The sequence below is a fragment of the Actinoplanes sp. NPDC021490 genome (assembly GCF_055562135.1).
The window spans coordinates 251,144-265,545 of sequence record NZ_JBVHFW010000003.1 but is presented as its reverse complement, the minus strand read 5'-3'; the positions used below and the strand labels follow the sequence as shown (position 1 = coordinate 265,545).

Here is a 14,402-nt window from a genome sequence, read left to right as displayed (position 1 = left end):
CTCAGCCGGTAACCTTCCCCGGATTGAACAGATTCAACGGGTCCAGCGTCTGCTTCACGGCGACCTGCATGGCCAGCACCGCGGGCGACAGCTCCTGTTGCATGCCGGCCCGCTTGAGCAGCCCCACGCCGTGCTCACCGGTGACCGTGCCGCCCATCGCGATCGCGGCGCTCAGCATGTCCTCGAAGGCCGCCTGGGCCGCCCGCTTGGCCTGCTCGTCGCCGGCCGGGGCGAGGATCAGCGGGTGCAGGTTGCCGTCGCCGGCGTGCGCGATGGTGGCGATCGTCGAACCGTGCCGGGCCGCGATCTCCTCGATCGACGCCAGCATCTGCGGCACCTTCGAGCGGGGCACGCAGATGTCCTCGGTGAGCACCGGGCTGAGCCTTTCCAGGGCCGGGTAGGCCAGGCGGCGCGCCGCGAACAGCGCCTCGGCCTCCATCTCGTCGGTCGACTGCTCGGCCCACATCGCCCCGGCCGCCCGGAACACCCCGGCGACCGCGGTGGCCTCCTCGTCACCGGCCACGCCCGGGGTGTCGAGCTGGGCCAGCAGCAGCGCGGCCGCGTCGGCCTCCAGCCCCAGGTGCTTCCATTCCTCGACGGCCCGCAGGCAGGTGCGGTCGAGCAGTTCGAGGGCGGCCGGCAGCAGACCGGCCCGGGTGATCGCGGCAACCGCCTCCCCGGCCGCGACCACACTTGCGAACGCGCCGACCACCGTGCGCGGCGCCTCCCGCCGGGCGGGCCTCAGCCGTACGGTGACCTCGGTTATCACCCCGAACGTGCCCTCCGAGCCGGTGAAAAGCCCGGCCAGGTCGTAGCCGCTGACACCCTTCGTGGTGCGCCGTCCGAGCCGGACCACGGTCCCGTACGCCCCGGCGGGCCCGCCCACCACGGCCTCCAGCCCGAGCACGTAGTCACGGGTCACGCCGTATTTGAGACAGCACAGCCCGCCCGCGTTGGTCGACACGTTCCCGCCGATCGTCGACCAGGGCGCGCTGGCCGGGTCGGGCGGATACCACAGCCCGTGCTCGGCGACGGCCCTCTTCAGATCGTCGTTGATCACACCCGGCTGGACGGTCGCGGTCATGTTCTCGGCGTCGATCTCGACGATCCGGTTCATCTTCGACAGGTCGAGGATCATCGCGCCGTCGACCGCGTTGGCCCCGCCCGACAATCCCGTCCCCGCCCCGCGCGGCACGATCGGGATCCGCCGCTCGGCGCAGGCCGCCACGACCGTCCGCACCTCTTCGGTGGTCCGCGGCCGGACAGCGGCGACGGGCTTGCCGTACGGCGCCCATTCCGCGTCGTCGTGGCTCAGGCTTTCGAGCACGTCGGCGTCGTCAACAACGTCGATGCCCGGCAGAAGTTGCTTCACGTTGGTCCGCTCCGGCTGGTCGACGTTGACGGCATGCCGCTCACCCTGCAGCCCCGCCCGGTCGCCGTCGCTGGTGTGGATCGTGCCCATACCGGCGACCCTACGCCCGGACTCCGCCGACCGCCCCGGGCCGGCAAGGTCCCCTCAGGGCAAGGCGGCGCGTGCATCGTCACCGTCTGACCGGCAGCGGCCCCGGAGCCCACCCCGGTGGCGCACCGGAGTGGGCTCGCCCGCGTCAGCAGAGAGTGCTGGGCAAGCGGTGAACCTGGAGCTGGTAGTCGTAGGCGAGCGACGTCGCCTGGTCGGCGGGACCCCGGAAATTGACCCAGGAAGTCCAGGAGCCACCGGTCCCGGCCGCCCGGCGGAAGGCCCGCACGCAGTAGCCGTTGCAGGTACCTTCTCCGCCGGGCGCTGTGGGATTCCTGTGGCTCGATCTCTCCGGCGGCCGGTCTTGACTGGACGTGCCGGGAGACGATGGCGCACATCCTGGATGACCTGGGCGCCTATGCGATGCAGCTGTCCGGGACGCATGGCCACGAGGGCTACACGCCGCTGATGGAGTTCTCGCTGACCCCCGGGCGACCCGCATGCATGTTCTGGCCGGAGGAAAGCGGTGGCACCCGAGCGGTGCTCGACTGTCTCGACGCTGTCGGGGGTCTTCTCGTCGCAGTAACCGCCGGCGTGCCCGCTGACCGCACCGGCTGGCATCCGTACGGAAACCCCGACCGGTCGGCTCTGGCCGCGATGGGGATCGCCGAGCTGATCCTTCACACCCACGACATCTTGGGCGCGCATCACCTCGACTACCGGGCGCCGGCGCAGATCGTCGCGCCGTGCCTCGAGCGGATCTTCCCCCACGCCGTACGTTCCGATGATCCGTGGCATGACCTGCTGACCGCCACGGGCCGGACTCCGGAGAGCCGGGGGCGCGCTTGGCGCTGGGACTCCACGGCGAGGGCTGTCCTCTGACGCCCGCGGCCCTGTCCGCATCAGCCGATATGCAGGAGAAGCACGTCGTCGTCGGCCAGCCCCGCGATGGTCTCCCGCAGCAACGACAACGTGTCGGTCATCGCTTCGCGGGCCTCTTGGCCGTCGAGCCCCAGCTCGATCGGTCCGTCGAGCAGGTCGCCCGGTTCATAGGCGGCCGGATCGAGCCGGTCGATGAAAGCCTTGGCGTCGCTGGGGATCAACGTGGTCAAGCCGAACTCCGCGTTGATCGCCTCGGACGCTTCCCGAAGGCTCGGGCTGTCCAGCATGACGCCCAACTCGTCCAGGCTGTCCAGCACGTTCATCATGACGTAGCCGGACCAGTCGTATTCCCCGCCGGCCCGCGTACCGAGCTTCCGGACCACAGCACCGGCGCCGGCCGAACCGGCGGCGCTGACGACCGCCGCCAGGTCCGCGATCTTGATTACGTACAGCGAGGCAATGGATGACATCGGCGGACTGTATCGCCCTGCGGTGCTACGCCGACGCGTCTCCTGCCGTACGCGGTGGATTCGGCAGGCTGCCGCCGGCTGTGTGCCGGCGGCAGCGGGCCGAGGTCAGCGGCGCGGGGCGCCCGCGGCAAGCGCCAGATCCTGCTGCAGCACGTCGTACTGGCCCTTCGGGTTCAGCTGCTCGTCGTAGATCAGGGCCGCGCCTTCCTGCGGGTTGGCGAACACGCCGGGCACCCACGAGTACGCATCGCCGAAGCCCCACGGCGTGAACGAGATGCAGGCACGGAGGGCCAGGCATGCTTTGAGCGTGCGCGACCAGTAGCTTTCCTGGGCGTACGGGGCGAGCGCGTCGACCGGCTCGTTGACCGCGTCCGCCTTGGTCAGCGTGCGGACGTCCACCTCGGTGAGGGCGACCTTCAGCCCCAGGGCGGCGAAGCGCTCGAGGTTGTTCGTGAGGTCGGGGTAGCCGTACTGGGTGGAGAGGTGACCCTGGAATCCGAGGCCGTGAATCGGCACACGCTGGGCCTTGAGCGAGCGCACCAGCGCGTACACGGCGTCGCTCTTCACGCCGGTGAACTCGAGGTTGTAGTCGTTGTAGAAGAGCAAGGCCTTGGGGTCGGCCTGATGCGCCCAGCGGAAGGCGTCGGCGATGTAGCCGGTGCCGCCCCACGCCTTGTACCAGATCGTCTGGCGGGGCTGGCCGTTGTCGTCGAAGGCCTCGTTGACCACGTCCCATTGCCAGATGTCGCCCTTGAAGTGGCGGGCCTGGTCGAAGATGTGCTTCTTCAGGACCGCCTTCACCTCGTCGTTCGACAGGGTGGTCGTGTAGCCGTCGGAGGACAGCCACGTGGGCAGCTGGTTGTGCCAGAGGAGCGTGTGGCCGCGTACCAACTGCTTGTTCTTCTTCGCGAAAGCGACGAGCTGGTCGGCCTTTTCCCAGGTGTAGGTGCCGCGGGTGGGCTCCACTTCGGCCCATTTCATCACGTTCTCCGCGGTGACTGAGGAGAACTGCTGCGCGGTGATCTGCGTGTACTTCTCGTTGGTGCCGAGCTGGTCCATGTTCACGGCCGTGCCGACGCGCAGGCCGACGCGGGCGGCGAGCGCGCGCAGCGAATCGGCGGGGTAGGCCTGAGGCGGTGAGGGTTTGGCCGCCGGTGGCGCGGCCCCGGCAGGAACCGAGCCGACGAAGGTCAGCTGTCCGCCCAGCAGCACGGCGGCGCTGACAACAGAAAAGGTAAGCCTGAAACGACGCACCGGAACTCCTTGCGATGAGGACGATGGAGACCGAAACTTCCGGAAACATTTCGGAAGTAGTGACAGGAATCTATGCGCCATCTCTCCGGGCGGTCAAGAGGGCCCTTCCCACGTGGACTGTGGCAGCGCCCAGAGCCGAAGGCCGTCACGCATGCCGAGCTTGAAGGCGCGTGGGACCAACGGCGGTCATGCCGTGGTGCGGACGGCTCCCGAAACATCCGGATTTGCCGCGAGGCGCGCGATGCAGCCGAACCGCTACGCGTCCCGGAACCAACCGATCATCGGGGCTTCCATATAGCCGTCCTCATGGTCCGGCGGCCAACGGTCGTGGAGAGCCTCCAGCGTCTCGCCGCTTGCGGGCCCGGCGCTGATGCACGGCGGTGAGTGGAGGCACCCCGGGAGACCCGCTTTTGCGAAGCTGCGGTGCATGTCCCACGCTTGGGCCAATTGCTCGCCAGTCAGCCGGTGCAGAATGTAGATCCGAGGCTCGAAGGCCCAATGCCCGCCGTCGCCGTCATTGGCAACCATGACGAACCAGTATTCGCGGCCCTCGTGCAGGGCGACGCCCGTAAGCGGGCCGTCGTACCAATCGCTGAACCAGATTTTCCGGACGGTGGTCAGCTCAGGTAGACCCGAGAGGGAGCGAGCGGCATGCACAATGTCGACCGTACTGCCGGCTGGGGCGCCCACATGGTCCTTCTGGCAGTACTCGAGCAGCGGCCCCTTCGCCGGGGACTCGAACCAGTGGCACGGCGGCCTCGATCGGCTTCGCGCCCTGGCCTGCAACGGTGGCTGCTGAGTTCCCGTGCCGATCACCGCCGCTCTAGCGGAGCTGCAAAACCTCGTCCAGTCGCTGTTCGAGTCGCCGCCGTGCCGTCTCGTCGCTGAGCTCCACCCCGGCGTCACGCCACGGCTGAGTCACCTTGGCCGGATCAGGCAGATACCCGACCACGTCCATGACGCTCCAATATCGAACTTCCTTCATCCCGTACGCCTCGTGGAAGCGCCCGGCGGCGTCGCGCCCGTGCAGCATCGCCAGGTAGGTGGCCGCGTGCGCGACGTCCAGCTCGGCCGGGCCCCACGACGTCTCGACCCAGTCGACCACCCCGCTGATCCGGTCGCCCTCCCACAGCAGGTTGCCGAGGTGGAAGTCGCGGTGCAGGAACACGCCGTCGTACGCGGGTGCCGGCTCCGAGAGCACCGCGAACGCCGCCTCCCACAACGCCGGTCGCTCGGTCCAGGCCGGTACGACGCGCTTGGTTGGCGGCGCCCATGACTGGAACTCGCGTGGGCGTGAGCTTCCCGGTTCAAAGCGATGAATCTCGGCCAGCATGCGCGCCGCCGCCTCGGAAAGGTCGGGAGAGTCGAGGCGGAGCCGGCCGGGCAGCCAGGACATGAGGTGCGCGGGGGTGCCGTCCAGGTCGACGGCGATGCTCCGCGGAACGGCAATCGGCGACCCCGCCAGTTGCCGCTGAACAAAGGCCTCGCGCGTCAGCAGGCCAGGTGCGTGCCGCCGCCACGGATTCTTGGTCATCAGGCGCAGGACCGCCCGTTCGCCGTTGTCGGCGGTCAGCGCCAGCATGGTCGAGGTCCAGCCGCCGCTGAGCTTTCGCGCGTCCGCCACCGGGCGCCAGACGCGGGCGACCCAGTCCCGCTTGTCATCCACAACGTCTTACCGTACGGTAATGCATTACCAAGCGGTAAAGCGTTGAGGAGGCCATGATGCCGGACGTTACTCGTTCCCTGGAGATTCCCGCCCCGCCCAGCGCCGTCTGGGAGTGGCTGTCCACTCAGGATGGTCTGCGGCGGTGGCTGTCGCCCGAGCTGGTGATCGACGCGCGGGTCGGTGGCGCCTATCGGATGCCCGGCGGTGACGGCGAGACTTGGATCAGCGGCGTGGTGCTCGAGATGGTGCCCGAGGGCCGGCTCGTGCTGTCGTGGCTCGAGGAGGAGTCGGGCTGGGTGCATCCGGGGCGCCTGGTCATCGGCCTGGAGCCGACCGCGGGCGGCACGCTGGTGCATCTGGTGCACGACGGTTTCGCGGGGATCGGCAAGCCGGGCTGGGAGCAGACCGCCGAGGCGTACGAGCGTGGCGCCGACAAGCATCAGGTGCTGCGGCGCCTGGCCGACGTGGTGACGGCGGCCGGTGTCTGACGAGGACGACCTGTTCCGGGCGCTGGCCGACCCGACCCGCCGGCGGATCCTCGACCTGCTGGCCGAGCGGGGAGCGCTGACGGTGGGCGAGCTGGCCGCCCACTTCCCGGAACTGGTGGCGTCGAGCATCTCCAAACACCTGATGGCTCTGCGCGCCGCCGATCTGGTGACGGCGACCAAACAGGGCCGCCATCAGGTCTACCAGCTCAACGCCGAGGCGATGTCCCGGGTGTTCGCGCCGTGGCTGGCCAAGTATGAGGCCTACTGGTCCGGCGCCCTGTCCCGTCTGCGTGGTCTGGCGGACTGATCGGGCTGCGGCCGAGCCGGGCGGTATGGTGCAGGCACCCGCCAATTGGCGGGCAAGTTCCGCCGTCCGGCGCTCGGCTCGCGGCCCCGCGGGACAACAGAATGAGTCACACCGCCGAAATCTTCCTGTAACAAGGGGGTTCCCGTGACCAGCGTTCTGCCCGAAGCCACCCGACCTGTCGGCCCGCCTCCGCCCTTCGACCCCGAGCTGGCCGCCGCCCTCGGCGTCATCGGGGCGCAGCTGCCGCCGTCGCTGACCGCCGACATGATCCAGCCCATGCGTGAGGGCTCGCTGCTGGCCGAGCTCAGCGACGACGACCTGGCCCGCGACGGGGCCTTCACCGTGGCCCGCCGCAGCGTGCCGGGGCCGGCCGGCGATCCCGACATCGAACTGCTGATCCTGACGCCGGCCGGCGCGGCGGGCGACCTGCCGGCGATCTACCACACCCACGGCGGCGGCATGATCGTCGGTAACAACCGGACCGGCGTCGAGGTGGTGCAGGACTGGGCGGCCGAGGTGCCGTCGGTGATCGTGTCGGTCGAATATCGGCTGGCCCCCGAGCACCCGCATCCGGCGCCGGTCGAGGACTGCTACGCCGGGCTGGTCTGGACCGCTGCCCACGCCACCGAGCTGGGCATCGACCCCGAGCGCATCGTCATCGCGGGCGCCAGCGCGGGTGGCGGGCTGGCCGCGGGCGTGGCCCTGCTGGCCCGCGACCGTGGCGGCCCGGCCCTGCTCGGCCAGATGCTGCTCTGCCCGATGATCGACGACCGCAACGACACCCCGTCGGCGATCCAGATGGCCGGTCGCGGGGTGTGGGACCGCACGGCCAACGACACCGGCTGGACCGCCCTGCTCGGCGCCGATCGGGGCGGGCCCGGCGTCTCCCCGTACGCCGCCCCGGCCCGCGCGGACGACCTGTCCGGTCTGCCGCCCGCGTTCATCGACGTCGGCTCGGCCGAGACGTTCCGCGACGAGGACGTGGCCTACGCGAGCGCGATCTGGCGGTCCGGCGGCCGGGCCGAGCTGCACGTCTGGCCCGGCGGCTTCCACGGCTTCGACATGATGGTTCCGCAGGCCGCCGTCTCGCAGGACGCCCGCGCGGCCCGGCTGCGCTGGCTCACGAGGTTGATGGGGATGTAACGAGTGTGAAGGATCTCGCCGTCCGTCTGGCGGCGCTGGACCCCGACGCCGGCGCCGCCCTGCATGTGATCGCGTATTTCGACCGGCTCGCCGAGGCGCGGGCCGGTCTGCACGCGATCGTGCGCGGAGCGGCGGTCCTCTCGGGTTGCCCGGCCCGGCTGGCCGACGACGAGCGCCGCGTCCAGATCCGGGTCGAACCGGACGGGTCGGTCAACCCGGCGGGCGTACGGAAAACGGAGTGGATGTCGGCTCCGGCGGGCTCCGCGACCCTGTGGCTGGAACGCGCAGGGCCACCCGGGCCGGTCGACGCGATGATTCTGGAGCGGGCCGCCGCGGCCGCGCGTGATGTGCTGGGCCGGACCCGGGGGCACGCGAACCAGGCCGATCCGGCGCTCATCGAGCTGCTCGTCGATGCGCGTGCGGCCGAACCGACCCGCCTGCAAGCGGCCGTCCGTCTGGGTTACAACCCCGCTGATCTCGTACGCGTCGTCGCGCTGGAAAGCGGAGCGGTGCGCTTGCTCCCCGGGCCGGGCGACCTTCCGGGCGGTCGCGCCGGAATAGGCCCGGCCGGCCCGATAGCCGGCCTCCCCGCCTCGTACGAGGGTGCTCGGCTGGCTCTTCGCTTCACCGCCGAGGGCACCGACGAGGACCCCGGCCCGCGCGTGGTGAACGCCGACGACCTCGGTGGTCTGGCGCTGCTCGCCGCGGTCGCCGGCCCCGGCACCGAACCCGTCCCCGACCAGCGCGCCCTCGACCGGGCCGCCGCCACCGCCCCCTGGGTGCTGGCCACGCTCAACGCCGTGGCCGAGTCACCCAGCCTGCGCGCCGCCGCCACCGCCCTGCGCGTGCACCACTCCACGCTGCAGGACCGTCTCACCCACACGCTTCCCGTGCTCGGCTGGGACGTCCGCGACCCCCGGGGCCGCCTGCGCCTTCAGCTCGCCCTGGCGCTGCGCCGGCTGCACCGGCATCCGCGTTAAGCCGTCCTTAGGCCGGCCGAAGGCGGTGCCCGGCACGGTGTCGGCATGAACAACGAACCGAGCGGACTTCTCCTCGCCCACCGGGCCATGCTGCGCGACCTCGACCGGTCGGTGCGGTTGCCGGAACAGACGCTACCGGGCCGCCGTCCGCCGGTCGTCCCTCCGAACGGCGGATTTACCAGGTCGACCTAACGAACTGCGGAGGGCCTTCTTGCGGTACATCGCCGCGTCGGCGTCCTTGAGCAGTTGCGTCGCGTCGCCCGGGGCGCCCGTGGCCACGCCGACGCTGGCGCCGACGGTGACCTCGCGCCCGTCCGGCAGCCGGATCGGCTCGGCCACGGCCAGCGCGATGTGCTCGGCCCGGTCGGCGGCCGCCGCGGCGGCGGAGCCGGGCAGCAGCACGGCGAACTCGTCGCCGCCGAGGCGTACGGCCAGGTCGTCTCCGGAGGTCCAGGTGGCCAGCCGCTCGGCCACGGCGATCAGCACCTGGTCGCCGGCGTGGTGACCGTGCCGGTCGTTGATCGGCTTGAACCCGTCGAGGTCGATCAGCAGCACGCTGACCTGATCCTCGGCCGAGCCGGCGAGCCGCTGCTCGAGCAGGCTGCGGTCGGCCAGCCCGGTCAGCGCGTCGTGGGTGGCCCGGTGGCTCAGCTCCTCGTGCAGCGCCCGGGCCTCGGTGACGTCGCGGGCGTTGAAGACGATCGCGTTCACGCTGGGGTTGCCGGTGAGGTCGACCCCGACCACCTGCAGCCACCGGTACGACCCGTCGGTGTGCCGCAACCGCACCTGGGCGTCGGCCTCGGCGCCCGGCCGGGCGGTCAGCCGCTGCATGAGATCGTGCAGCACCGTCGTGTCCTCGGGATGCACCCGGTCAGCCAGCGCCGTGCCGTCGATCTCGTCGGCCCCGATGCCCAGCACCTTCTGCACGGCCGGGGTGGCGAAGTGCACCGACCCGTCCCGGCCGGCCACCAGCGTGACGTCGGAGGAGTGCTGCACCAGCGACCGGAACCACTCGCGGCTGCGGTCGATCTCGTCGATCAGGCGCTCGTTGTCGGTGAACGCGGCGATCTGCCGGCTCAGCACCAGCGCGGTGATGCCGACCGCGCCGAGCGTCACGCCCCACACGCGCAGGTCGCCGCCCCGGCCGATCAGGGCGGCGATGAGCAGCAGCTGCACCGCGCCGACGGCCACGTACGGGAGACGGCTGGACCGCCGCCGCCCGGCCCGGCCCGCCTCGGTGCCGCGGCGGCGCATCTGCAACTCCTGGTACCGCATGCCCATCGGCATCAGCAGGCACGGCACGAGCTGGGAGGCGTAGATGACGCCGGGGTCGTCGGTGCCGGTCAGCAGGGTGACCGTGGAGGCCGCGATCGCCGTCCCGGCCACACCGATGCTGGCCACGATGCCGGGGCCGCGCCCGAACGGGGCGGTGCCGCTGAGCAGCAGCTTGAGCAGGCCGACGGTGATCAGCAGCATGACCGCCGAGGTGGCGACCGCGCCGACCAGTTCGGTGGTGTCGCCGTCGGTCACGACCTGGGCCAGCACGAAATACCAGAGGAAGACGATGACCGAGGTGAGCACCGTGGCCGCGTCCAGCCACAGGCGCAGTCGCTGCCGCCCGGACCCGCCGAGCGGGTGGAACAGCATCGTGACCACGACCGTGAGCATGCCGAGCACCACCAGGCCGGTCTGGATCGGGCTCGGCTGGTGGTTCGCGCCGTGGGCGACCGTGAGGACCGTCTGGTAGCCGTCGCCGAACGCGCAGAGCACGCCGGTGATCATGACCGCGCGCCAGAAGCGGCGGGCGTACCGGTCGTCCGCGGTGGCCCGGATCATCCGGACCGCGAACCCCGCGATCAGCACGTCGAGGCACGTCTGCACGGCCCAGGACGTGGTCGCGCCGCCCGGCCCGGCCAGGAACCACAGCACGATCGCCACGCTGAACGCCGCGAGCCCGGCCAACGCCGGGTCCGGCCGGCGTGCGAGGTCTCTCATGCAGGCTCCGTTCCGCGGCCGTCCATGGCCTGCTCATCGGCAGCATCCACGAGCACGTGAGGAAACGACGAGGCTATCCGGATCGATCAGTCCGGTCGATCTCCTGCGGGCGGCGGGTCCCCGGGTTTGCTTCAGATCGCCGGGGCCGGGCCGATAAAGGCACCCGACGACGGCTCACGGGAAATGAGGCAGGGTTTTGGAGCAGGCGAAGCTGTGGCTGTACCGGAACGCCCTCGCGGTGTCCGGCGCGCTGCTCGTACTGGCCGACGCCGCGTGGCTCCTGGCCGGGCTCGGTCACGAGTGGTCCCACCCCGTGGTCGGCTGGCTGCCCTTGCCGGTCAGCACGGCCCTGGCCGCGTACGCCTGCCTGCGGGCCTCCCGGTTGGAGCTGCTCGACCCGGCCACGCGGCGGTTCTGGCGGCATCTGGCGCTGGCCGGCGTGCTCTTCACCGGGGGCGTGGTCGCCAACATGGTCGACGCGCTCGGGGGCGCCGAGCCCTCGCAGCGGATCGGACGCGTCACCACGACGTGGTACCTGGCCGTCATCGCGGTGGTGATCTGGGCGCTGCTGCGGCTGCCGTCCTGGCAGCGCAGCCGCGGCGACTGGGTCCGCTTCCTGCTCGACTCGTGCGTCGTGCTCGTCGCCGGTGGCGCATTCGTCTCGCAGTTCTCGCTCAGCAACCAGGACGCGTGGGTGGCCCAGACCGGGTCGGCCGGCGCCATGCTGGCCATCGTGGTCGTCGGCCTCCTCGCCACGATCACCTTCATCAAGGTGGCGTTCGCCGGGGCCGGCCGGCTCGACCGGCGGGCCCTCTACATCCTCGCGGCCGCGTGCGCGGTCAGCGGGTTGCTGGGCAGCCTGTCCCCGTTCCTCGTCGGCCGGCCGTACCTTTCGTCGAGTTTCGTCGCCGTGCCGGTGGCCGCGCTCGGCATCGTGCTGGCCGCCGGACGGCAGCTTCGCAGCGACTGCCGCCCGCCCCGGTCGCGCCGCAGCCGGCGGATCAGCGCGGTGCCGTACGTCGCCGTCGTGGCCATGGACGCCCTCCTGCTGTGGGTCGGCGGCAACAGCACGGCGGTGCGGATCAGCACGGCCGTGCTCACGGTGCTGGTCATGCTGCGTCAGGTGTACGCGTTGCGCGAGAACCGGCGGCTGCTGACCACCGTCGACGCCAGCCTCAGCCGGCTGCGCGAGACCCAGGACCAGCTGACGTACCAGGCCACCCACGACACGCTCACCGGGGTCGGCAACCGTGCGCTGTTCGAGGAGACCGTCGATCTGCTGCTGGCCACCGGGGCGCCGTTCCATGTGGCCCTGCTCGACATGGACGACTTCAAGAGCGTCAACGACCGGCTCGGCCACACCACCGGCGACTCGCTGCTGATGGTGGTCAGCCATCGCCTGCGCGCCGCTGTCGGCAGCGAGGGCATGGTGGCCCGGCTCGGCGGCGACGAGTTCACGATCGTGTTGCGCGACGTCACCGACGGCCGGGTCGAGCTGATCCTCGAGCGCGTGCTCGCCACCCTGCGCGAGCCGACCTCGCTGGGCGCCGGCGTGCGCAGCGTGGCCAGCATCGGCGTGACCACCGCGCGTGACGGCGACGCCGGCGTCGACCTGCTGCGCCGGGCCGACGTGGCCATGTACGAGGCGAAGGCCCAGGGCGGCGACCGGCGGCACTGGTTCGACGCCGCGATGGACGAGCAGGCCCAGCGGACCGCCCGGCTCGGCGCCGACCTGCTCGGCGCGCTCGACCGCGACGAGTTCTTCCTGCTCTTCCAGCCGATTGTGGAGTTGCCGCACGGCCGCGCGACCGGCGTCGAGGTGCTGCTGCGCTGGCGCCACCCGGTCCACGGGCTGGTCCCGCCCGACGAGTTCATCCCGCTGGCCGAGCGCAACGGCGGGATCGTCGAGATCGGCCGCTGGGTGCTCGAGAGCGCCTGCCGCCAGGCCGCCGAGTGGCAGCACCGCTTCGGCCCGCACGCGCCGTCGAAGGTCAGCATCAACGTGTCCGCGCGCCAGCTCGCCGAGCCCGGTTTCCTCGCCGAGGTCGAGGACATTCTCGCCCGTACGGGGGTGGACCGCGCCGGCCTGCTGCTGGAGGTCACCGAGACGGCTGTGTTCGAGGCCGGCGCGCCGCTCGAGGCCGTCCGGGAGCTGCGCGAACGGGGCCTGCGGGTGGCGCTGGACGACTTCGGCACCGGCCAGTCCTCGCTGAGCCTGCTGCTCACCGTCCCGGTCGACGTTCTCAAGGTCGACAAGTCGTTTGTCAGCGGCGACGCCGCCGACCACGCCGGTGCGGTGATCGTCGAGCATCTGATCGGCTTCACCAACGGCCTGCGCATCGAGGCGGTGGCCGAGGGCGTCGAGACCGAGGACCAGGCTCACCGCCTGCACGCCGCCGGCTACCGGCTGGCTCAGGGCTACCTGTTCGGCCGGCCCGTCACCGCCACCGAGATCGAGGCCCGCCTGATTCCCACCCGCGTCTAGCCGGATGTGGTGGAAAGCACTCTCTCTGAGTTCTTTCTGAGACACGCGAAGTGATCAGCGCATGTCGCCGGCGGGACATATTTCCGACAACTGGCCGATGTCGCTCGATTCGGATTCAGTGGTCCGGGACGCTTGTTGGCCCAACCTTCAACTAATTAACGTACGTCTATGTAATGTCCCCCTGACTAGGGAGAACACATGGACACTCACCGTTTTTCGGGCCCGTTCTGGTCGGTTTTCCGGATCGTGATCGGCCTGCTCTTCACGTTCCACGGCGCCCGTACGGTGCTCGGCCTGTTCGGCGGCGTCGAAGGCTCGGGCGACCCGGCGCCGATGGGGGCGTGGCCGGGCTGGTGGGCCGGGCTCATCCAGCTGGTCTGCGGCATCCTCGTGATGGCCGGCGTCCTCACGCGCCCCGCGGCGATTCTGGCCTCCGGTTCCATGGCGTACGCCTATTTCGTCGTACACCAGCCGCAGGGCCTGCTGCCGATCGAGAACGGCGGCGTGTCGCCGGCCCTTTACGCGTGGGCCTTCCTGGCCATCGCTGTCCTCGGCGCGGGCCCGTGGTCGGTCGACGCGCTGCTCAAACGTCGTACCGGAACTCAGGCCTTGAGCCCGACTCCGCAGTAGCCGTCCATGGCCGGCGGGTGGCGCGGGATCGGTCGTTCCGACCGCATCCTGGCCGCGGTGGCCGATCTGCTGCGCGGCGCCGTGCGCGACGGCGACGTCGTCGGGCGGCTCGGCGGCGACCAGTTCGTGGTGCTGGCCCCCGGCATCGCCGTGCCCGCGCTCGAGGAACTGGCCGGCCGCCTCCAGGCCGCGACGGCCGCCCCGATCGACGCCGGCGGCCGTCCGGTCTCGGCCCGGGCCAGTGTGGGCGTGGCCGTCGGTGCGCCCGGTGACACCGGAAACGACCTGCTGAACAAGGCCGACATGGCCCTGCGCGTGGCCAAGACCCTCGGCCGGGGCCGGCCGCGCCATTACGAGCCGGGCCTCAAGCGCCGCTTCCTCGACCAGGCCGCCCTGCTCGACGGTCTGCACGAGGCGGTCGAGGGCGGCCAGATGGAGCTCGTCTACCAGCCCATCGTGCGGCTGGGCCAGGGCTCGCTGACCGGGCTCGAGGCCGTGGAGAGTGCCGCGCAGGCCGAGAAGCTCCACGACCTCGGCTACTGGCAGGGGATGGGCTTCCACTACGCCGTTCCCCAGCCGGCCCGGGCCAATCCGCTGTTCCTGGCCGACGAGGCGCTGCTGACCCCGATGGCCTGACGATCGC

At 71.1% G+C, this 14,402-nt stretch carries 14 protein-coding genes; 8 read left to right on the top strand and 6 right to left on the bottom strand.

The window, feature by feature from the left end; genetic code table 11:
• Position 1: 1 nt before the first annotated feature.
• On the bottom strand, positions 2-1,462 hold the full coding sequence (locus tag ACZ3I4_RS09505) for an FAD-binding oxidoreductase (protein ID WP_465381436.1): 1,461 nt from the start codon (positions 1,460-1,462) through the stop codon (positions 2-4).
• A gap of 384 nt (positions 1,463-1,846) precedes the next feature.
• Between ACZ3I4_RS09505 and ACZ3I4_RS09500 the strand changes: the two genes are divergently transcribed.
• Positions 1,847-2,341, top strand: a complete 495-nt coding sequence (locus tag ACZ3I4_RS09500; RefSeq protein ID WP_465381435.1) for a hypothetical protein — start codon at positions 1,847-1,849, stop codon at positions 2,339-2,341.
• Between the two features lie 20 nt (positions 2,342-2,361).
• Here the strand turns inward: ACZ3I4_RS09500 and ACZ3I4_RS09495 are convergent, their stop codons facing one another.
• From ACZ3I4_RS09495 to ACZ3I4_RS09480, 4 genes are all read right to left on the bottom strand, one after another.
• Positions 2,362-2,811: a hypothetical protein gene (locus tag ACZ3I4_RS09495; protein ID WP_465381434.1), complete on the bottom strand. Its 450-nt coding sequence runs from the start codon at positions 2,809-2,811 to the stop codon at positions 2,362-2,364.
• A 105-nt stretch (positions 2,812-2,916) separates the two neighbouring features.
• Positions 2,917-4,065 carry an endo-1,4-beta-xylanase gene (locus ACZ3I4_RS09490; protein WP_465381433.1) on the bottom strand — a complete coding sequence of 383 codons (1,149 nt, stop codon included), beginning with the start codon at positions 4,063-4,065 and terminating at the stop codon, positions 2,917-2,919.
• A 255-nt stretch (positions 4,066-4,320) separates the two neighbouring features.
• Positions 4,321-4,722, bottom strand: a complete 402-nt coding sequence (locus ACZ3I4_RS09485; RefSeq protein ID WP_465381432.1) for a hypothetical protein — start codon at positions 4,720-4,722, stop codon at positions 4,321-4,323.
• A gap of 166 nt (positions 4,723-4,888) precedes the next feature.
• A complete protein-coding gene (locus ACZ3I4_RS09480) occupies positions 4,889-5,731 on the bottom strand; it encodes a phosphotransferase family protein (protein WP_465381431.1) in 843 nt (280 codons plus the stop codon).
• Positions 5,732-5,787: 56 nt separating this feature from the next.
• Here ACZ3I4_RS09480 and ACZ3I4_RS09475 point away from each other — a divergent pair, with 56 nt between their 5' ends.
• The 4 genes from ACZ3I4_RS09475 to ACZ3I4_RS09460 all read left to right on the top strand — a co-directional run bounded on the left by ACZ3I4_RS09475 (position 5,788) and on the right by ACZ3I4_RS09460 (position 8,649).
• On the top strand, positions 5,788-6,219 hold the full coding sequence (locus ACZ3I4_RS09475; RefSeq protein WP_465381430.1) for an SRPBCC family protein: 432 nt from the start codon (positions 5,788-5,790) through the stop codon (positions 6,217-6,219).
• The gene (locus ACZ3I4_RS09470) at positions 6,212-6,526 is read left to right on the top strand and encodes a metalloregulator ArsR/SmtB family transcription factor (protein ID WP_465381429.1); all 315 of its coding nucleotides are present in this window, start codon (positions 6,212-6,214) and stop codon (positions 6,524-6,526) included. Before ACZ3I4_RS09475 ends, ACZ3I4_RS09470 begins: the two co-directional genes overlap by 8 nt.
• 144 nt (positions 6,527-6,670) lie before the next feature.
• Positions 6,671-7,669 carry an alpha/beta hydrolase gene (locus ACZ3I4_RS09465; protein WP_465381428.1) on the top strand — a complete coding sequence of 333 codons (999 nt, stop codon included), beginning with the start codon at positions 6,671-6,673 and terminating at the stop codon, positions 7,667-7,669.
• 5 nt (positions 7,670-7,674) lie between these two features.
• Entirely contained in the window at positions 7,675-8,649 is a 975-nt protein-coding gene (locus ACZ3I4_RS09460; RefSeq protein WP_465381427.1) for a helix-turn-helix domain-containing protein, read from the top strand.
• Between the two features lie 132 nt (positions 8,650-8,781).
• Here the strand turns inward: ACZ3I4_RS09460 and ACZ3I4_RS09455 are convergent, their stop codons facing one another.
• Positions 8,782-10,644 carry a diguanylate cyclase domain-containing protein gene (locus ACZ3I4_RS09455; RefSeq protein ID WP_465381426.1) on the bottom strand — a complete coding sequence of 621 codons (1,863 nt, stop codon included), beginning with the start codon at positions 10,642-10,644 and terminating at the stop codon, positions 8,782-8,784.
• Between the two features lie 196 nt (positions 10,645-10,840).
• On the opposite strand from ACZ3I4_RS09455, the gene ACZ3I4_RS09450 reads away from it, so the two are divergent.
• The 3 genes from ACZ3I4_RS09450 to ACZ3I4_RS09440 all read left to right on the top strand — a co-directional run bounded on the left by ACZ3I4_RS09450 (position 10,841) and on the right by ACZ3I4_RS09440 (position 14,395).
• Positions 10,841-13,129, top strand: a complete 2,289-nt coding sequence (locus ACZ3I4_RS09450) for a putative bifunctional diguanylate cyclase/phosphodiesterase (protein ID WP_465381425.1) — start codon at positions 10,841-10,843, stop codon at positions 13,127-13,129.
• Positions 13,130-13,327: 198 nt separating this feature from the next.
• On the top strand, positions 13,328-13,759 hold the full coding sequence (locus ACZ3I4_RS09445; protein WP_465381424.1) for a DoxX family protein: 432 nt from the start codon (positions 13,328-13,330) through the stop codon (positions 13,757-13,759).
• A gap of 6 nt (positions 13,760-13,765) precedes the next feature.
• Complete coding sequence (locus tag ACZ3I4_RS09440; RefSeq protein WP_465381423.1) at positions 13,766-14,395, top strand: diguanylate cyclase domain-containing protein; 630 nt, start codon at positions 13,766-13,768, stop codon at positions 14,393-14,395.
• Positions 14,396-14,402: the final 7 nt, after the last annotated feature.